16 protein-coding genes are annotated in these 18,589 nt (G+C 70.4%); 8 read left to right on the forward strand and 8 right to left on the reverse strand.

The window, feature by feature from the left end:
* Positions 1-40: 40 nt before the first annotated feature.
* Complete coding sequence (locus tag ACFLIM_RS22335; protein ID WP_393168345.1) at positions 41-745, reverse strand: GNAT family N-acetyltransferase; 705 nt, start codon at positions 743-745, stop codon at positions 41-43.
* Between the two features lie 124 nt (positions 746-869).
* Between ACFLIM_RS22335 and ACFLIM_RS22340 the strand changes: the two genes are divergently transcribed.
* Positions 870-1,616 carry a YaaA family protein gene (locus tag ACFLIM_RS22340; protein WP_393168347.1) on the forward strand — a complete coding sequence of 249 codons (747 nt, stop codon included), beginning with the start codon at positions 870-872 and terminating at the stop codon, positions 1,614-1,616.
* A 190-nt stretch (positions 1,617-1,806) separates the two neighbouring features.
* On the opposite strand, the gene ACFLIM_RS22345 is transcribed toward ACFLIM_RS22340, so the two are convergent.
* The 3 genes from ACFLIM_RS22345 to ACFLIM_RS22355 all read right to left on the reverse strand — a co-directional run bounded on the left by ACFLIM_RS22345 (position 1,807) and on the right by ACFLIM_RS22355 (position 6,609).
* Entirely contained in the window at positions 1,807-3,471 is a 1,665-nt protein-coding gene (locus ACFLIM_RS22345) for an RNA polymerase sigma factor (RefSeq protein WP_393168349.1), read from the reverse strand.
* Positions 3,472-3,713: 242 nt separating this feature from the next.
* Positions 3,714-5,807: a SpoIIE family protein phosphatase gene (locus ACFLIM_RS22350; RefSeq protein ID WP_393168351.1), complete on the reverse strand. Its 2,094-nt coding sequence runs from the start codon at positions 5,805-5,807 to the stop codon at positions 3,714-3,716.
* A gap of 232 nt (positions 5,808-6,039) precedes the next feature.
* Positions 6,040-6,609, reverse strand: coding sequence for an HhH-GPD-type base excision DNA repair protein (locus ACFLIM_RS22355; RefSeq protein ID WP_393168353.1), 570 nt, complete (start codon positions 6,607-6,609; stop codon positions 6,040-6,042).
* Positions 6,610-6,763: 154 nt separating this feature from the next.
* On the opposite strand from ACFLIM_RS22355, the gene ACFLIM_RS22360 reads away from it, so the two are divergent.
* The 7 genes from ACFLIM_RS22360 (at position 6,764) to sthA (ending at position 13,217) form a co-directional block, all read left to right on the forward strand.
* The gene (locus ACFLIM_RS22360) at positions 6,764-6,988 is read left to right on the forward strand and encodes a hypothetical protein (protein ID WP_393168355.1); all 225 of its coding nucleotides are present in this window, start codon (positions 6,764-6,766) and stop codon (positions 6,986-6,988) included.
* 149 nt (positions 6,989-7,137) lie between these two features.
* Positions 7,138-8,688: a hypothetical protein gene (locus tag ACFLIM_RS22365; RefSeq protein WP_449291480.1), complete on the forward strand. Its 1,551-nt coding sequence runs from the start codon at positions 7,138-7,140 to the stop codon at positions 8,686-8,688.
* Between the two features lie 9 nt (positions 8,689-8,697).
* A complete protein-coding gene (locus ACFLIM_RS22370; RefSeq protein WP_393168357.1) occupies positions 8,698-9,468 on the forward strand; it encodes a thioesterase family protein in 771 nt (256 codons plus the stop codon).
* 22 nt (positions 9,469-9,490) lie between these two features.
* Positions 9,491-10,246 (forward strand): LamB/YcsF family protein, encoded by a 756-nt coding sequence (locus ACFLIM_RS22375; RefSeq protein WP_393168359.1) that lies wholly within the window; start codon positions 9,491-9,493, stop codon positions 10,244-10,246.
* Complete coding sequence (locus tag ACFLIM_RS22380) at positions 10,243-10,857, forward strand: 5-oxoprolinase subunit B family protein (RefSeq protein WP_393168361.1); 615 nt, start codon at positions 10,243-10,245, stop codon at positions 10,855-10,857. The genes ACFLIM_RS22375 and ACFLIM_RS22380 overlap by 4 nt, the downstream gene beginning before the upstream one ends.
* The gene (locus ACFLIM_RS22385; RefSeq protein WP_393168363.1) at positions 10,854-11,681 is read left to right on the forward strand and encodes a 5-oxoprolinase subunit C family protein; all 828 of its coding nucleotides are present in this window, start codon (positions 10,854-10,856) and stop codon (positions 11,679-11,681) included. Before ACFLIM_RS22380 ends, ACFLIM_RS22385 begins: the two co-directional genes overlap by 4 nt.
* 120 nt (positions 11,682-11,801) lie before the next feature.
* Positions 11,802-13,217: a Si-specific NAD(P)(+) transhydrogenase gene (gene sthA / locus ACFLIM_RS22390; protein ID WP_393168365.1), complete on the forward strand. Its 1,416-nt coding sequence runs from the start codon at positions 11,802-11,804 to the stop codon at positions 13,215-13,217.
* Between the two features lie 19 nt (positions 13,218-13,236).
* On the opposite strand, the gene ACFLIM_RS22395 is transcribed toward sthA, so the two are convergent.
* The 4 genes from ACFLIM_RS22395 to ACFLIM_RS22410 all read right to left on the reverse strand — a co-directional run bounded on the left by ACFLIM_RS22395 (position 13,237) and on the right by ACFLIM_RS22410 (position 18,510).
* Entirely contained in the window at positions 13,237-15,090 is a 1,854-nt protein-coding gene (locus tag ACFLIM_RS22395; RefSeq protein WP_393168367.1) for a ricin-type beta-trefoil lectin domain protein, read from the reverse strand.
* 126 nt (positions 15,091-15,216) lie between these two features.
* Positions 15,217-16,239 (reverse strand): LacI family DNA-binding transcriptional regulator, encoded by a 1,023-nt coding sequence (locus tag ACFLIM_RS22400; RefSeq protein ID WP_393168369.1) that lies wholly within the window; start codon positions 16,237-16,239, stop codon positions 15,217-15,219.
* Positions 16,240-16,291: 52 nt separating this feature from the next.
* The gene (locus tag ACFLIM_RS22405; protein WP_393168371.1) at positions 16,292-16,972 is read right to left on the reverse strand and encodes a DoxX family protein; all 681 of its coding nucleotides are present in this window, start codon (positions 16,970-16,972) and stop codon (positions 16,292-16,294) included.
* Between the two features lie 8 nt (positions 16,973-16,980).
* A complete protein-coding gene (locus tag ACFLIM_RS22410; RefSeq protein WP_393168372.1) occupies positions 16,981-18,510 on the reverse strand; it encodes an MFS transporter in 1,530 nt (509 codons plus the stop codon).
* Between the last annotated feature and the right edge of the window lie 79 nt (positions 18,511-18,589).

Consider the following 18,589-nt stretch of genomic DNA (forward strand, 5'->3'; position numbering starts at 1 on the left):
TCCCCCCCGGCAACACACCTGCCTCAGGGCGCCGGCCGGCTCACCGGACCCGGTAGTGGTACCGGCCGGCGATTTCGAAGCCCTCGCTGCGATACAGGGCCTGCGCGGCCTGGTTCGGGGCGGTGGTGACCAGGTAGGCGGTGTTCGTGCCCGAATGCCGCACCAGAGCCCGCAACACCGTACGTGCCAGCCCCCGGCGACGGGCCTCCGGGCGGGTGGCCATGCAGTAGATCCCGAGCGTGTCGCCCTGCGGAACGGCCCGCCCCACGGCGAGCGCCATCCCGTCCTCCTCGAACGCGCCATACCAGGCCGGTACGCCGGTGCAGATGCGCTCCGCGTCCTCGTACCCGCTGCCGTAGCGCCCGTCCACCGCCCACCACGCCTCCAGCCAGCCCGGCCACGGCCGGTCCTGGATCCTGACCCCCGAATTCGTGTGGGCGGAATCAGCGCGCGGTGAACCGGCCATGATGAACGTCGGATCGACCAGCGCGTAACCCCTTCCTTCCAGCTCCCCGTCCAGGCCAGGCGAGGCGTTCGTACCCACTGAGAAGACGCAGCGCTGCCCACGCTCCCCGTAGAACGCCTCCGCCGCTCCGATCGCACCGTCCAGGTCGGCAGGAGGGCTCAGGGGGAGCACAGAGTTGGCCCGCTTGGTCACGCCGCCCGCGTAACGCAGCACCCATCCGTCGTGGGCACGCTGCTCGTAGGCGGGCCAGGCCTCGTGGACAAGAACGTCGAAGTTCATCCGCGCAGCCTAGCTGGCCTGCGCCGCCGGACATTCTGGCCGGCCTGGAACGCGGGAGGTCAGGACGGGTCACGCCATCGGCTCGAGTTCGTGCCGGGACGGCGACGCCGTAAGGTTGGGGGTCGTGCTGATGTTGTTGCCGCCGTCCGAGGGAAAGGCCCCAGAAGGGGACGGCCCGCCCGTCGGGGAGCTGTCCTTTCCGGCTCTCGACCGGGCCCGCAAGCGCGTGATCACCACGCTCGTACGAGCCTCCAAGCGGCGCGACGCCCTCGGCGTGCTGGGCCTGACGCCCGGCCTGGCGGGCGAGCTGGCCAAGAACACGGCGCTCAAGACGGCCCCCACGCTCTCCGCCGCCGATCTCTACACCGGTGTCCTGTACGACAATCTCGCCCTGCGCACCCTGGACGGCGAGGCGAGGAGGCGCGCGGAGGAGTCGCTGCTGATCTTCTCGGGCCTCTGGGGTGTGGTGAGAATCACAGACAGGATTCCTCCATACCGCCTCTCGATGGGCGTCAATCTCCCGCCTCTCGGGGGCCTGGCGGCGTTCTGGCGGCCGCAGATCACGAAGGAGCTGGACCGGATCCCTGGGCTGGTGGTGGACCTCCGCTCGGCCACGTACACGGGCGCCTGGCAGCCCGGAGCGCGTTCTGTGACGGTACGGGTGTTCAGGGACGGCAAGGTCGTCAGCCACATGGCCAAGGCCACCAGGGGCGAGATCGCCCGAGCTCTGCTTCAGCAGGACGCCACCCCCTCGACCGCCGACGAGCTCGCCAAGACCCTCGACGCCCTCGGCTACACCGTCGACCTGACGCCCCCCTCGCGCCCGAACCGCCCCTGGACGCTCGACGTCCACGTCACCGACGCTTCCTAGGCCCGAGGGAACGCGGCCGCCAGACCAGCTGAGAGCACCGCCCCCACGTCTGTGAGCCGGTGGGAGGAGTTGCGGCGCTCCCGGGACAGAGCGCCAGAGACGCCACCCGAAGCAACGCCGGCCGAAACGGTGGGAAAATGCCGCCGCCCCGCCCGAAGCGATCCCGGGCGGGGCGGTGGATGGCGCGTGATCAGTCCAAGTAGTCCCGCAGGACCTGGGAGCGCGACGGGTGGCGCAGCTTGGACATGGTCTTCGACTCGATCTGGCGGATGCGCTCGCGCGTCACCCCGTAGACCTTGCCGATCTCGTCCAGCGTCTTCGGCTGACCGTCCGTGAGCCCGAAGCGCATCGACACGACGCCCGCCTCCCGCTCCGACAAGGTGTCGAGAACGGAGTGCAGCTGCTCCTGCAGCAGCGTGAAGCTGACGGCGTCGGCCGGGACGATGGCCTCGGAGTCCTCGATGAGGTCGCCGAACTCGCTGTCGCCCTCCTCACCCAGCGGGGTGTGGAGCGAGATGGGCTCGCGGCCGTACTTCTGGACCTCGACCACCTTCTCGGGCGTCATGTCCAGCTCGCGGGCCAGCTCTTCCGGCGTGGGCTCGCGGCCCAGGTCCTGCAGCATCTGCCGCTGGACGCGGGCCAGCTTGTTGATCACTTCGACCATGTGGACCGGGATGCGGATGGTCCGCGCCTGGTCGGCCATGGCGCGCGTGATCGCCTGCCGGATCCACCACGTGGCGTAGGTGGAGAACTTGTAGCCCTTGGTGTAGTCGAACTTCTCGACGGCCCTGATCAGGCCCAGGTTGCCTTCCTGGATCAGGTCGAGGAACAGCATGCCGCGCCCGGTGTAGCGCTTGGCCAGCGAGACCACGAGCCGGAGGTTGGCCTCCAGCAGGTGGTTCTTGGCGCGGCGGCCGTCTTCGGCGATCCACTCCAGCTCGGCCCGGACGTCGACGGGCAGCCCGTCGGTCTCTCCCCCGCCCAGCTGCTCCTCCGCGAACAGGCCCGCCTCGATGCGCTTGGCCAGCTCGACCTCCTGCTCGGCGTTGAGCAGGGGGACCTTGCCGATCTGCTTGAGGTAGTCCTTGACCGGGTCGGCGGTGGCGCCGGCGGCGGCGACCTGCGCGATCGGCGCGTCATCGTCGTCGTCGGAGAGGATGAGGACCTCGTCCTCGCTCTTCTCCACGGCGGCGACCTCGACGGCCTTGGGCTCGTCCTCGGAGTCACCCTCCGAGTCGGAGTCGCCCTCGGAGGCGGAGTCGCCCTCGGCGACGATCTCCTCGTCGTCGACTTCGATCTCCTCGAGGTCCTCCAGCTCCACGTCGCCGTCGAGCTCGATGTCCTCGTCGTCGTCCGTGTCGGCCTTCGGGGCCTCGGGCGACTTCTGCTTGCTCTCGGCAGGCCCACCGTTCTTCGGCTCGGCCTTCTTGGCGGCGGCGGGAGCCGCGGCCTTCTTCGCCGCCGGGGCGGCCTTCTTGGCAGGGGCCGCCTTCTTGGCGGCCGGCTCGGCTTCAGCGGTGCCCACGACCGCGGTCACGGTCTCGGGCTGCTGCTCTTTGGCGGCCGCCGCCGTCTTGGTCTTGACGGGTGCGGCGGTCTGGCGCTTTGCTGGACCTCGAGACTTCTTCTTCGGCGCAGCCGAATCCGCGGCGGTCACCACCACGGTCACGCCCTCTTTGCTGAGGTTCCGCAAGAACGCGGCGGCGTGCGACATGGGGATGTCCGCCTCCTCGAAGGCCTGACGGACATCCTCAGACTCGAGGAAACCCTGCGAGCGCCCACGCTCGAGCAGTCGCTGAATGACGGGCTCGTTCAGCTCTTGTGGCTTCGAGCGAGTCGAACTTGCAGGCGACACGAACACCTCTCGAACGAACGCGTGGCGACAATGGACCCAGATGCCCGCTGGGGGGCTGTTGCCTCTCTCGGAGATCGGTGAGGCCGTGCGGACCGCGACGGACCTGCACAGCATTGTGGCACGACCCCGCACTCCATACGGCCACCTCCCGGCGGTTGACCTCCACCCTAGGCCGACCAAGACAGTAGTGCGTACGTAAGCGGGGCACTGATACCCGAAAGCAACCGTTATGACTGTTTCATTCAGTCACTCTTCGTGGCGGGCGGCACGTGAATGGCCAGGGCGGTAACGTCATCATCCTGTTCATATCCAGACAACATCCGGTCAACCAGGAAGTCCAGCAACATGTGCGGACTACTCACGACCTCAGGCGGCGCTTCGGTCACAACACTGCAAATCTCTGCGAGTCCGGCATCCAGCCCGCGCTTCCTGTTCTCCACGAGTCCGTCGGAGTAGAGCACGGCGGTATGGCCGGGCGGCACCACGAACCGGAACTGCCTGCGGCTGGTCGGCCAGCCTAGCGGAGTGCCGGGCTCGCCGTCGCAGAGGATCGCCGTGCCCTGCGGGGAAACCAGGACGGGCGGCGGGTGGCCGGCCAGCGCCAGCGTGCCCTCGCCGGTGACGGGCTCGACGACCATGTACGCCAGCGTCGTGACCTGCTCCTCCTCTTCCGTGGCCTCGAAGACCCGGTCGAGCCCGGTGAGCACGGCCGCGGGCGGCGGGTTGGTCAGCGCCAGCGCCCGCATGGCGTTGCGGATGCGGCCCATGCCCGCCGCGGCCTTGACGCCCTTGCCCATGACGTCGCCGACCACGGCCGCGACCCGCCCGTCCTGCAGCACGAACGCGTCGTACCAGTCGCCGCCGACCTGGACGTGGCGGCTGCCGGAGCGGAAGCGCTGGGCCAGCACCAGGCCCTTGACCACGGGCAGGCGGTCGGGCAGCAGGCTGCGCTGCAGCGTCTCGGCGGTGCGGTGCTCACGCTCGAACAGCGTGGCCCGCTCGACCGCCAGCGCGCACTGGCCGGCCAGCGCCTCCAGGAAGACGCCGTCCTCCTGGGAGATCTTCTGCGGCCTGGTGAAGGAGAATCGGAGCGCTCCCAAAGCCCGTCCCGCGGCGAGCAGCGGCAGGCCGACCCACGCCCGCTCGTCGCTGTTGATCAGGTAGTTGGCCAGGATCTCCTCCTCGCCGCCCGCCTCCAGCAGTTGCGCCTTGAGGCTCTCCGGCGACTCGGCGAACATCGGCCTGCGGCTGTTGACCGCCATGGTCATCACGCTGGAGCTGGACAGCGGGATCTCCTCGCCCGCCACGCCCGACGCCTCGGGCACGCCCTCGCCGTTGATCAGTTTGAGCGCGGCGCGGTCGGGGTCGAGCAGAGCGACCGCCGAGCGGTCGGCGGCCAGGGCGGTGCGGCCCACGTCGATGATGACCTGCACCACCTGCTCGACCGTCAGGGCCTCGGCGAGCTGGGCGGTGGCGCCCTGCAGCCTCGCGGTGCGCAGGGCCGCGGCGCCGAGCTGGTCGGTCAGCCTGCCGCGCATCTCCTCGGCCTCGCGCTGCGGGGTCACGTCGGTGTTGGCGCCGACCCACTCCACCACCCTGCCGTGGCGGATGATCGGCACGGCCCGCACCTCGAAGTGGCGGTAGCCGCTGGCCCGGGTGCGCACCCGGTAGTTCCACTCGAACATGGTCCGCCCGCGCAGCGCCTCCCGCCAGGCCTCCTCGGTCTGCGGGCGCTCCTCGGGATGCACGACCTCCAGCCAGCCGTTGGCGAGGTATTCCTCGAGCCCCTGGCCGGTGATGGCGCGCCACTGCGGCGCGTCCTCGACGACGGCGCCGGTGGGCGAGGTGATCCAGACGAGCTGCGACTGCGCCTCGACCAGCGACCGGTAGCGCTCCTCGCTGCGGCGCAGCGCCTCCTCGGTCTGGCGGCTCTCGGTCACGTCGAGCCCGACCAGGGCGATGGCCCGCAACTCGCCGGCCTCGTCGTGGACCGGCGAGAACGACAGCGACCAGTGCCTGGTGTCGCCCTCCGAGGACCGAACCCGCACGCGGCCCTCGGTGACCGGCGCGTCGCTCTCGATGACGGCCTGCACGGCATGGGTGATGATCTGACTGAGGTCGGCGGCCAGCACCTCGACGGGCTGCCTGCCGAGCATGCGGTCCGCGGGCACGTTGACGACATCGCTGAACACGTCGTTGACCCGCTGGACGCGGCCATCGCCGTCGAAGAACGCGAAGGCGAACTCGGCCTCCGACAGCATGCCCTTGAAGAGGGCGGAGTCTGAGATGTCCACATCCGACTCCCGGGGACGGGGAACGGAGGTCTCGGCGCTCATCGTCGGCACCTCCGTCGCGTGCCAGGGTCTCCCACGCGGCACATCTCCATAACTGTGTATCGGCGTAGCGCAGCTCCGGGCGACCGGATTCTGCAGTACATCATCGGCGATGGGCATGTGCGGACGGAAGCCCCCGTCGCGGCCGGGTCGCCTTTAGGGTCAACGCATCCTGTCAAAGTCGCTCCACGTTGCGCAGCAAGATCAGGTTACAGCGCGGGATTCTCGGGCCCGCCTACTGGGCCTTCGCCGCGCGCTTGGCCTCCTGCTTGGCTGCGCGCACGCTGGTCAGGCTGTCGGCGTCCACCACGTCGGCGACCGATCGGTGTGACCCCTCCTCGCCGTAGAGTCCGGCTGCCTCTCGCCAGCCTGATGGCTGGACCCCCAACTGCTTGCCCAGCAATGCCAAAAAAATCTGGGCCTTCTGCTTGCCGTATCCCGGGAGGGCCATCAATCGTTTCAGCAACTCTTTGCCGTCGGCGGCCTCGGCCCAGATCCTCTCCGGCTGCCCGTCGTACTGTTCGACGAGGTAGGCCGCGAGCTGCTGGACCCTGGCCGCCATAGACTTGGGATAGCGGTGCACGGCCGGCTTCTCGGCCAGCAGCGCGGTGAACGCCTCAGGATCATAGGAGGCGATCTCGGTCGCGGTGAGGTCATGCCCCAGCCGCTGCGAGATGGTGTACGGCCCCGTGAACGCCCACTCCATGGGGATCTGCTGGTCGAGCAGCATGCCGACGAGCAGGGCGAGCGGGCTGCGGCCGAGGAGCTCGTCTGCCTCGCTCCGCTGGGCGAGCTGGATGCGCATGGAGACAGCTTTGCACGAATGGGCCCCCGGTGAAGTGAACACAGACGTCGCGGAGCCTTGACACCTGCCCGAGAAAAGGTGAAATGAGAGCGCAAGTCGCCCTGCAGACATTCCTGGGGGTTTGCCCCTGGGTCTCCAGAGGAATCTCACTTCTATGCTCGCTCTGGCCACACGGTTCCTACGGGAGCCGGTCAGCCACAGGCTGGCCGATGAGTTCCTGACCGTACCCGTGGACACGATCGACCGCTGTGTCGCCGACGTATGCGCGTGCGCGCAGCATCTGGGCGTCTCGGCGACGCCCGAGATCGTGGAACGCATCGCTCGCGAGCACCTGCTCGCGATCGTCAACTCCGCGCCTCCGCCCCGAAGCCTCCGATAGCGCGCCCCGGCACGAAGCGCGATGTCCGAAGCGCGCCTCCAGCACGACATCCAATGCGCGCCTCCGGCACGACCTTTCCCCGATAACATCGGGGTCACCAGGCCGAGTTGTACGCACCGTTTGCGCCTGGAATACGAGAGAGTGAGGGCGTGCGCCGACACCGACGAGATCCCCGGGAGAGCACCCCGCCAGACGACGTGTTCAAGGAGATGGTGCAGGCGGCTCGCGAGCTGCTCGCCGTGCGCTCTCCGCTAGACGCGGAGCTGATGGTCTCCGACATGATCGGTGCCTGGTGGGGCAGGCGGGTCAGGGGCGGCGACGTGGAGCAGGTGCTCGGGGAGGGGCTGGTCGACTACGCCGCCAAGGCAGGCACGCCCGCCTCGCTGACGCTGCTGATCTGCCTGGCCTATCTCGGCACGGCCCGCCAGGGCGCCAAGGCCGAGGGCGCGGCCCTGGCGATGATGGAGTCGGGCGTGGCCAGGCCGGGCTGGGCCGACCGGGTGGGCGCCGTCAAGCCGGCCGGCTGCTACGTCTCCCGCGACGCCTACGGCGACCAGGACACGGTGATCTGCACGTTCGCCTACCGGTTCAACGAAGGCGCGCTGCCTAAGGACCGGCACGCCCTCGTCATGGTCGTCGACTACAACATGACCGGCATGGCCCGCGACGCCTGGGTGTCCTCGCAGGTCGACAAGCTGCTGGAGCAGGCCAGGGCCGAGGCGGCGGGCAATCCGCTGCTGCTGTTCGAGGAGATCCAGCCCGAGCAGGCCAGGGCGTTGCTGGAGTCGGCGATGAAGGCCACCAGGGAGCCGAAGACGCCGCCCCCGGTGAGCGACAGCTACAGCGCCTACCACGCCTTCGCCCGCGCCAGGCTCAAGGCGCTGCCCCCGGGGCGCAAGCGGCCGGCGCCGCTGCACATCGAGGCCCCGTACAGCAGGGAGCGGCGGGCCATGCTGGCGGCGGAGTTCCTGGCGTCGGACGCGGCCGAGCACCTGTCCGACCCGTCGGCGGCCTCGCGCTGCGCCGACCACATCATCGACTACGGCTGCGAGCAGGACTTCAACCGGCCGCTGCGGGTCAGCCCGACCAAGTGCCAGACGTTCCTGCTGGACTGGCTGCCGCGCAAGGTGATGCTGAGCGTGGCCGAGCAGGAGGCGATGCCGCACGTGATGTCGGCGTGGGTGCGCTTCGCCGCCCACCGCTCGGGCCTGCCGGAGCAGGGGCTCAAGGCCACGCTCGACGCGGTGTGGGAGGCCATCGGCAAGTTCCCCGAGGCGTATCGGGATCCGACGTCGTTCGGGCTGGACCGGCCGCTGCTTGAGCGGTTGCTGCCGGACGGCGACCTGTCGGCGCTGGCGCGGCGGGTCTTCGCATTCCCCTATCTGCAGGGCACGCACAACGGGATCGAGCTCGACCGGCTCAACCCGGCCGACGAGGCCGACCGCCGTACGTTACTCGAGCTCGACCATGGCGGTGCGATCGACCAGGAGCACCTGGCCTGGCACGAGGAGATCGCCACGCGGCTGTGGGAGGGCGACCCGCCGCAGTTGTGGGAGGCCGCGCAGCGGCTGCTGGACCTCGGCCACGACCGTCACGACGTGCTGCACGTGCTGATTGAGATCGCCGAGCGGATCGGCGGCGACCCGGACGAGCTGGCGGCGGCTCTGGACGACATCGCCGACATCCCAGACGAGATCTAACATCGTTCCATGGCGATGTACGCGCGCTTGGGCGAAGGCCGTTACCTGGCGTCGGAGCACACCCAGGGGCCGTGGGATCCCGGCACCCAGCACATGGGGCCCGTCACCGCGCTGATCGTGCACGAGCTCGCCCAGACCGCCCCGCGACCCGGGCTGGAGCTGTCCAGGCTGGTGGTGGACGTGTTCGCGCCGGTGCCCTTGGCCGAGCTGGAGATCTCGACCGACGTGGCCCGTGACGGCAAGCGTGTGCAGTGCCTGACGGCGAGCGTCTCGTCCGGCGGACGCGAATACTGCCGGGCGAGCGCCTGGCGCATCCGCGAGGCGGACACGCCCGCGACGCCCGTTCCCGGGCCGCCCGCCCCCGTCCCGCCGCGTTCTGAGGAGCACGCGCGCTCGTGGCTGGGCTCGGGCTTCGGGTACGGCAAGGCGCTCGACTGGCGTTTCGTCACCGGCGGCCCCATGGAGGTGGGCCCGGCCACGGTCTGGGGCAGGCTCACGACGCCGCTGGTCGACGGCGAGGAGATCACCCCGCTCGAGCGGCTGGCGGTGTTCGCCGACAGCGGCAACGGCGTCAGCTTCGCCCTCGACTTCCAGACCCACCTGTTCGTGAACGTGGACCTGACGATCTCCCTGTTCCGTGCCCCTGAGGGCGAGTGGATCTGCATGGACGCCGCCACCGTCATCGGCCCGTCCGGCAGAGGGCTGACCCGATCGACCCTGTACGACGAGTACGGCGAGGTGGGCACGGCGACGCAGACGTTGTTCGTCGCGCCGAGGTAGTCATTGACGCCATGATGGGGGCATGGTGATCGACCTCAACGCGGACCTGGGCGAGGGCTTCGGCATCTGGCGGCTCGGCGACGACCTGGCGCTGCTCGACATCGTCACGAGCGCCAACGTGGCCTGCGGCTTCCACGCGGGCGACCCCGTGACGATCAGGCGCACGTGCGCGGCGGCCGTGGACCGGGGGGTGGCGATCGGGGCGCAGGTGTCCTATCGCGACCTGGCGCACTTCGGGCGCAGGGAGATGGACGTCGAGCCGGAGGAGCTGTGCGCCGAGGTGCTCTACCAGCTCGCGGCCGTGGACGGCATCGCCAGGGCGATGGGCGGCCGGGTGTCCTACATCAAGCCGCACGGCGCGCTCTACAACCGCATCTGCCGCGACAAGACGCAGGCGGCGGCGGTGATCGACGCCGTGGCCGACTACGACCCCTCGTTGCCGGTGCTCACGCTGCCCGGCTCGGTGGTGCACGAGGTGGCGGCGGCCGAGGGGGTGCCGACGGTTAGCGAGGCGTTCGCCGACCGGGCGTACACCCCCGAAGGGATGCTGGTCTCGCGGCGCGAGCCGGGCGCGGTCATCCACGACGTCGCCGCGGTGGCCGCCCGTGCGCGTCAGATGGCCGTAGAAGGCTCTGTGACGGCCGTTGACGGTAGTTCCGTACCTATTTCTGCCCGTTCCATCTGCGTCCACGGAGACACGCCTGACGCGGTCCGGCTGGCGCAGGCGGTGCGGGACGAGTTGCTGGGGGCCGGAGTGGTCCTGCAGGCGTTCGCGTGATCCGTACGGCCGGGGAGCACGCGCTGCTCGTCGAGACCGGGTCGCTGGAGTTGTCGCACCGGCTGGACGCGGCGTTGCGGGCCGAGGAGCTGGGCGGGGTCGTGGAGATCGTGCCGGGGCCGGAGACCGTGCTCGTGGTGGCGCCCGGTGTGGACCAGGGCCGGTTGCGGGCGCGGCTGGAGGCGGTCGTGGGCCGCGAGCGCGGCAAGGCGGGCGCCGGGGCGGTGGAGGGGCCCGTCGTGACGATTCCCGTGGTCTATGACGGGGCGGATCTCGATTCCGTGGCGGCGCTGGCGGGGATCTCGGTGGCGGAGGTGATCTCCCGGCACAGCGGGCGCGAGCTGGTGGTGGGGTGGCTGGGGTTCGCTCCGGGGTTCGCCTATCTCACCGGGCTCGATCCGGTGCTGGAGATGCCCAGGCTGGACACGCCGCGCACCTCGGTGCCGGCAGGGTCCGTGGCGGTGGCGGGGCCGTATTCCGCGGTCTATCCGACGGCCTCGCCCGGCGGGTGGCGGTTGCTGGGGCGCACGTCCGTTCGGGTGTGGGATGTGGCGGCCGACCCGCCTTCGCTGTTCAGGCCGGGCATGCGCGTGCGGTTCCAGCCGACATGATCGAGGTGCTGGCGCCCGGTCCGTACGCGACCGTCCAGGATCTGGGGCGGCCCGGTTACGCCCACCTGGGGGTGCCCCGCTCTGGAGCGGCCGACGCGGAGAGCCTGAAGCTGGCCAACCGGCTCGTGGGCAACGCCGAGGGGCTGGCGGGGATCGAGCTGACGTTCGGCCTGGCCAGGCTGCTGTTCCTGGACGGCGGGTGGGCGGCGTTGACGGGCGCGCCCCTGGAGGCGGCGATGGGGGTGCCGTTCTGGGTTCCGGCCGGGAAGGAGTTGCGGCTGGGCATGCCCGTGCGCGGGCTGCGTACCTATCTGGCCGTGCGGGGCGGGATCGCGGTCGAGCCGGTGCTCGGCAGCCGGTCCACCGACTCGTTGTCTGGGCTGGGTCCCGAGCCGCTGCGGGCGGGCACGGTACTGCCCGTCGGCGCCCCGGAAGGTGACATTTCCGTGGATCTGGCGCCGCTGCCCGAGCCGCGACCCGCCGTGTTGCGGGTGCTGCCGGGGCCGCGCGACGACTGGTTCGTCCCGGAGGCGCTGGCGGAGCTGTGCGCGCGGCCCTACGCGGTGAGCCAGGACAGCAACCGCGTCGGCGTCCGCCTGCACGGCCCCGAACTGGCCAGGGCCAAGGAGGGCGAGCTGCCGAGCGAGGGCATGGTCACCGGGGCGATCCAGGTGCCGCCCAGCGGGCAGCCGATCGTCTTCCTGGCCGACCATCCGCCGACGGGCGGCTATCCGGTGATCGGCGTCGTACGCGCCGCCGACCTGCCGGTCGCCGCCCAGCTCAGGCCCGGTGACGAGGTGCGGTTCACAACTCGACCCCGGTGACGCACGTGAGGGCGGAATCGCCCACCCAGACGTCTGTATCCCGGTGAATGGGCGCAACATACCTCGGAGTCTCGCAGAGAGGTCTTTCGCCGTTAACACGCCACCCGCAGACTGGACGGTGTGGCGGACTTTGATGTTGTGGTCCTGGGTTCCGGACCAGGTGGGCAGAAGGCCGCGATCGCGGCCGCGAAACTCGGCAAGCGGGTCGCGATAGTCGAGAAGCGGCACATGATCGGCGGCGTGTGCATCAACACGGGCACGATCCCGTCCAAGACCTTACGGGAGGCCGTGCTCTACCTCACGGGGCTCAACCAGCGGGACCTGTACGGCGCCAGCTACCGCGTCAAGGACGAGATCACGGTCGGCGACCTCGGGATGCGCACCCAGCACGTGATCGGCCGCGAGATCCAGGTGATCCGCAGTCAGCTCGGCCGCAACCACGTGACCGTGCTCCACGGCACGGGACGGTTCCTGGACCCGCACACGATCGGGATCACCAGTGACGAGGGGAAGACCGAAGAGACGAAGGTCAGCGCGGAGAAGATCGTGATCGCCACGGGCACCTCGCCCGCCCGTCCCGACAGCGTCGAGTTCGACGACAGGACGGTCATCGACTCCGACGCCATCCTGCACCTCGACCGCGTCCCCGAGACCCTGGTCGTGGTGGGCGCCGGGGTCATCGGCATCGAGTACGCCTCCATGTTCGCCGCCCTCGGCACCAAGGTGACCGTGGTGGAGCGGCGCGAGCGCATGCTGGAGTTCTGCGACCTGGAGATCGTGGAGGCGCTGAAATACCACCTGCGCGACCTGGCGGTGACCTTCAGGTTCGGCGAGAACGTGGCGGCCGTCGAGCGCCGCCCCGGCGGTGCGTTGACCCTGCTCGAAAGCGGCAAGAAGATCCCCGCCGACTGCGTCATGTACTCGGCCGGGCGGCAGGGCAAGACGACCGAGCTGTGCCTGGAGGCCGCCGGCCTGGCCGCCGACGACCGGGGCAGGATCGCCGTGGACGCGAACTACGCCACGTCCGTGCCGCACATCTACGCCGTCGGCGACGTGATCGGCTTCCCCGCGCTGGCGGCCACCTCCATGGAGCAGGGCCGCCTGGCCGCCCAGCACGCGTGCGGCGAGCCGGTCGAGGACGCGCGCGAGCTGCCGCCCATCGGCATCTACACCATTCCCGAGATCAGCTTCGTCGGGAAGTCGGAGGACGAGCTGACCAGGGAGAAGGTGCCGTTCGAGGTGGGCATCTCGCGGTACCGGGAGCTGGCCAGAGGGCAGATCATCGGCGACTCGTACGGGATGCTCAAGCTGCTCGTCTCCTCCGAGGACCGGCGGCTGCTGGGCGTGCACGTGTTCGGCACGGGGGCGACGGAGCTGGTGCACATCGGGCAGACGGTCATGGGCTGCGGCGGCACGATCGACTACCTGGTCAACGCCGTGTTCAACTATCCGACGCTGGCGGAGTCGTACAAGGTGGCGGCGCTGGACGCGATGAACAAGATGCGGGTGGTCGCCCGGCTGACGGCGGGCATGTGAGCCGGGCGACCTGCTCACATCAGTTCAGCGTCCACTTCTGGTTGGCGGCGCCCGTGCAGGTCCAGATCTGCAGGCGGGTGCCGTCGGCGCTGGTGTTGCCGGTGACGTCGGCGCACTTGTTCGCGGCGGGGTTCACCAGGTCCCGGCTGGCGGTGTAGGTCCACTGCTGGTTGGCGGCGCCCGTACACGACCACAACTGGAGCCGGCTGCCGTCGGCGGTGCCGCGATCGACCACGTCGAGACACTTGCCGAGCGCGCGCAGCGTGCCGTCGCCCGGGCGGGTCCACTGCTGGGCGGCGGTGCCGTTGCAGGTGTAGAGCTGTACGGCGGCGCCGTCGGCGCCGCTGCCGCCGGCCACGTCCACGCACTTGCCCGCCAGCCCCGTGATCGTGCCCTGCGTGCCGCCGCCTGAGCCGGGCGTGCCCGACCAGGTGAACGTGGCGGTGGTGCGGGCGGGCAGCGAGTACACGAAGGACTGGTTGCCCCAGTTGACCCTGACGGACTGGGCCGAGGTGCCGCCGTTGTGGGCGATCAGCGCCTTGGAGCCGTCGGGGTTGCGCCAGGCGACGTTCTGGATCGTGCCGTTGGCGGTCGAGTCGATCCGGTACGCCCCCGGCTTGACGAACTTGGTGAGGTGGCCGGTCGTGTAGTACTCGATCGTGTAGTCGATCTGGCCCGCGCGGGCGCCGCCCTCCTGGACGGTGATCAGGCCCGTGCAGACGTCGCAGCCGCCGTTGTGCGGGCCCATGAACTGGTTGAGCGCCAGGCTCCACTTGACCAGGCTGCCGCTCCAGTTGCGGGCGTAGGTGACGATGTCGGCCATGTCCTCGTTGTGCTGGTTGCCGATCCAGGTGCCGCCCGAGTGCTCGGTGCTGAACTGCCGTACCGACGGATACTGGTTGTGCACCTGCGTGCCGACCGCCGGGTCACCGAAGTAGCCGTGCCAGGCGATGCCGCCGAACAGCGGGTCGTTGCGCAGCGCCGAGTCGGCCAGGATGGGGCTGCCGATCTGGCCGTAGTCGCCGTAGTTCCAGTCGTGTACGAGCACCTTCGTGGTGATCCCGGCGGCGCGGAAGGCCGGGTAGACGAAGTTCTTGGTCAGCTCGATCAGGCCCGAGGCGTTCCAGGACATGCCGGGGTAATTCATGGCGGTGGGGTTGCCCGCCTGGCAGCAGTTGGGCTCGTTCTGGACCGAGATGTAGTTCACCGGGACGCCGGCGGCCTGGTAGCTCTGGACGTACTTGACCAGATACTGGGCGTACAGGCCGTAGTACTGCGACTTCAGCCAGCCCATCTGGTCCATCCGGCCGTTGTCCTTCATCCAGCCGGGGGCGCTCCACGGCACGCCCTTGACCCGCAGCGCCGGGTTGAGCTGCTTGGCCTGCGCGGTCAGGAGGCGGACGTCGGTGTCGTAGCCGTTGGCGCCGAAGTCGTTCAGGTCGCAGCAGGTGTCGTCGAGCGAGACCATGCCGGGGCGCGACAGGTCGGAGGCGCCGATCGGGTTGCGGACGAACGACAACCCGATCCCGTCCGTCGGCGAGAACAGCTTGCGCATCGCCGCGTCCCGCGTGGCCGCGCTGACCGGACCGCCGCGCAGCAGGTACGCGGTCGTGTCGGTGATCGACGCGCCCCCGCCCTCGAACTGCTGGTACGTGGTGCCCTCGTTGACGGTGATCGTGTGGTTGGCGGTGCCGCCCGCGGGGCCGAAGGCGATCGGCGCCTGCTGGGCGAGGCCGCGAGTGACGGTCCTGCCTCCCGAGTCGGAGGTGGTGGTGAGCCAGACGTTCACGGGCTCGTTGGCGGCGAACGCCGGTACGGGCCCGGCCAGCCACAATGCGGCGGCGCAGGCGAGCGCGAGAAGGATTCTGGACACGGCTGGGGTCCTTTCGGGGCGGGGGTGATGCCCGTGTAACAAATGAAACAGAAAAGAAACTTTTCTTTGCCCCAGCAGGACAACACGAGTCAGGGGAGCCGTCAAGCGCTGAAACAAATGAAACGTTCAGCGCGGGGCGGGTCCGGTGGAGCCGCGGACGATCAGCTCGGTGCCCAGCGAGACGTGCAGCGCCTCCAGGGTGTGCCTGCTGAGCAGCCGCATCAGCAGCGTGACCGCCATCCGGCCCATCTCCTGCAGCGGCTGGCGCACGGTGGTGAGGGCCGGCGAGGTCGCCCTGCTGACGTCGATGTCGTCGAACCCCGCCACCGACAGGTCGCCGGGAACGCTCAGCCCGCGCTCGGCCGCCGCCCAGAGCGCCCCCACCGCCATCTTGTCGTTGAACGCCACCAGCGCCGTCGGCCGCTCGGGCAGGTCCAGCAGCTCGCAGGCCGCGCGGTAGCCGTGCTCGATGCTCGGCTCCGGCACGTTGCGCAGCAGCTCGGGCACGGGCAGGACGCCCGCGTCCGCCAGCGAGGCCGTGTACCCGGCCAGCCTGGCCTCGCTCGGCAGCCACTTCACCGGGCCGCCGATGATCCCGACCCGGCGGTGGCCGAGCTCCACCACGTGCGCCATCAGCTTGCGGCCGCCGGCGAAGTGAGCGGCCGACACCGCCGCGATGTCCTTGGGCGGCGGGGTCCTCGGGTCGATCACCACGAAGGGGAAGCGGCGGTCGCGCAGGCGTACGAGCTCGTCTCCCGGCTCTGGAGGCAGGATCAGGATCGCGCCCGCGACCTCGGGACGGTCGGGCAGGCCGGGCAACACCGCGGAGTGCTGGGCCGCCTCCCCCGCGCCGAGGATCATCTGCCTGCCGTGCAGCTCGACGGTCTCCCCCACCGAGGAGACGATGAGCCCGAAATAGTCCGTCAGCACATACGGGCAGCGCACGTAGACGGCACCGCCCTCGTGCGGCGTGCGCGGCCGCGGCGCCTGGTCGCCGAGCCTGCCGACCGCCCGCAGCACCAGCTCGCGGGTGTGCGGGGCGACGTTGGACTGCCCGTTGAGCACGCGCGAGACGGTGGCGATGGACAGGCCGGTCTCCGCCGCGACGTCACGCACCGTCGCGCGCAACCTGCCCGCCCTGGCCGCCATCCGCGCCCCCCTGCTCCGCTGTGCCGCCAGGATAGCCAGCCCGGCGGGCGGGTCAGTCGGTGCTGGGGCGGCGGCCGCGGGCCGGGGGTTTCTTGCGGCCCGCCACCAGCGTGTCGCCAGGAGCGGAGGCGGGGTCCTCGGCGCGGCCGGACTCGCCGCCCTGCGCGCGTGGCCGCTGGCGCGGAGCCGTGTCCTCGGTCGCCGAGGCCGGCGGCTCCTCCGCGGCCGGGGCGGCGGGCTTGTCCGGATCGCGCAATGACGCGATCACCTGGTCGGCCTCGGTATCGGCGGCGAACTCGTCGGCCGCCGCCGACTCCCTCCGCCGGATCACGACCATGTGGTCCACCGACACCCGCCCCGCGCCCACCACGGCGAGCAGGAGCGAGGCCGCTCCGAGGAGGATCAGCTCGTTCATGCTGATCGGATTGAGCGGCGGGGCCACCAGGAAGACCGCGAGCGCCTCGGCGAAGAGGATCAGGCCGGTGGCGGAGACCGCCAGCCCGGCGATCAGCAGCGCGCCGCCGATGAGCTCGGCGAGCATGGTGACCGTGGCCCAGGCGCCGGGTGCGGGGGCACCCTGCTCGAAGAACTTCGCCCCGGTGACTTTCAGCCCGTCTTCCAGCTTGGTCCAGCCGTTGGCGAAGAAAATACCGCCCACGCCTACGCGGGCGACTAAAGCAGCAAGATCACGAAGGACCTGTTTCACGGTAGTTGTCTGCCCTGAACGGGACATGGCACACCTCAATCACGGCTGAGCAGCATGGCCACCGCTACGGCGGTCAGGCTGAGCAGGACGACGCTGACGACCACGGTCGTGTGCAGGGCGTTGACGAAGGCCCAACGCGCGGCGTCGAGCAACGCGCCGCCGGCGCTGCCGCCGACCTCGTCCGCCACGTGCGCGGCGGAGGCGAGCGACTGCCTGGCCTCGTCCATGCCACCCGCGGACACTCCCGGTACGGAGGGCAGGCCCGGGGCGTACACGATCGCGGTGATGGTGCCGAGCACGGCCACGCCCAGGCCCGCCCCCAGCTCGTACGCGGTCTCCTCGATGGCCGCGGCCCCGCCCGCCTGCCCCTCCGACGCGGACGCCATGATCGTGTCGGAGGCGGCGAGCAGCGCCACCTGCACCCCGAACCCGATGCCCACGAAGCACATCGCCAGCATCACCGGATGACCTTCGACGCCCCAGGTCAGGGTGGGGGTGAGGGCGAGCGCGACGAGCCCGAGCCCGCCGCTCATCGTGGCCCGCATGCCGACCCTCGGCAGGATGTGGGCGGCGGCCAGCCCACCCGAGATGGCCGAGATCACCAGCGGCAACATCCTGATCGCAGCGCGCAGCGGGCTGTCGCCGAGCACGAGCTGCAGGTATTGGGCGAGCATGAGCTGCAGGCCCACCAGCGCGAACACGCCGAGCAGCACGCCCGCGACCCCGGTGGCGAACTCGCGCCGCCGGAACAGCCCGACCTCCAGCAGCGGCGTGCGCAGCCGCGTCTGCCGCTGGACGAACACCACCAGCAGCCCCAGCCCGGCCAGGAAGACCAGCGCCGACGCCCACAGCGGCATCAGGCTGCCCGAGCCCGCCTCCTTCAGCCCGAAGGCCAGCGCCAGGATGCCGAGCACGGACAACACCGCGCTCGTGGCGTCCCACCGCTGCCCCTTGCGCTCGCGCGACTCCGGCAGCAGCCGGACGGCGGCGGGCAGCAGCACCAGCAGGATCGGCACGTTGATCAGGAAGACCGCGCCCCACCAGATGCCGACGAGCACGCCGCCGATGAGCGGCCCGACGGCCGCCCCGGCCGCCGCGACCGCGCTCCAGACGCCCAGCGCGACGGCCCGCTCGCGCCTGTCGGTGAACACCTGGCGGATCAAGGAGAGCGTGGCCGGCATGATCATCGCGCCGCCGACGCCGAGCAGCGCCCTGGCCAGGATCAGGGTCAGCGGGGTCGGGGCGAACGCGGCGCCCGCCGAGGCCACCCCGAACAGCACGAAGCCGCACAGGACCAGCCGTTTACGACCGTACCTGTCGCCGAGCGTGCCGAACATGATCAGCAGCGGCGCGACCACCAGCGAGTAGATGTCGATGATCCACAGCAGTTGCACCGCGGAGGGTTCGAGCGCGGCCGTAAGCGCGGGCACCGCGATGTGCAGGACAGTGGCGTCGACCGTGATCAGCAGCAGGCTCAGGCAGAGCAGCACGAGGATGGACCAGCGGTGGTCCCGGTGCTCCCGATCGGCAGTCCGTACGAGGGGTGCGGCCTGTGTGACGGTCATGGGCCTCCTTGCAGGCCGATCCGTTTCACAGGGCCCGCACGTGCTGTTGGTCGGCCGCAGGCGAACCGAGGGCTCGACG

Source organism: Nonomuraea marmarensis (assembly GCF_043197025.1).
Classification (GTDB): Bacteria; Actinomycetota; Actinomycetes; order Streptosporangiales; family Streptosporangiaceae; genus Nonomuraea; species Nonomuraea marmarensis.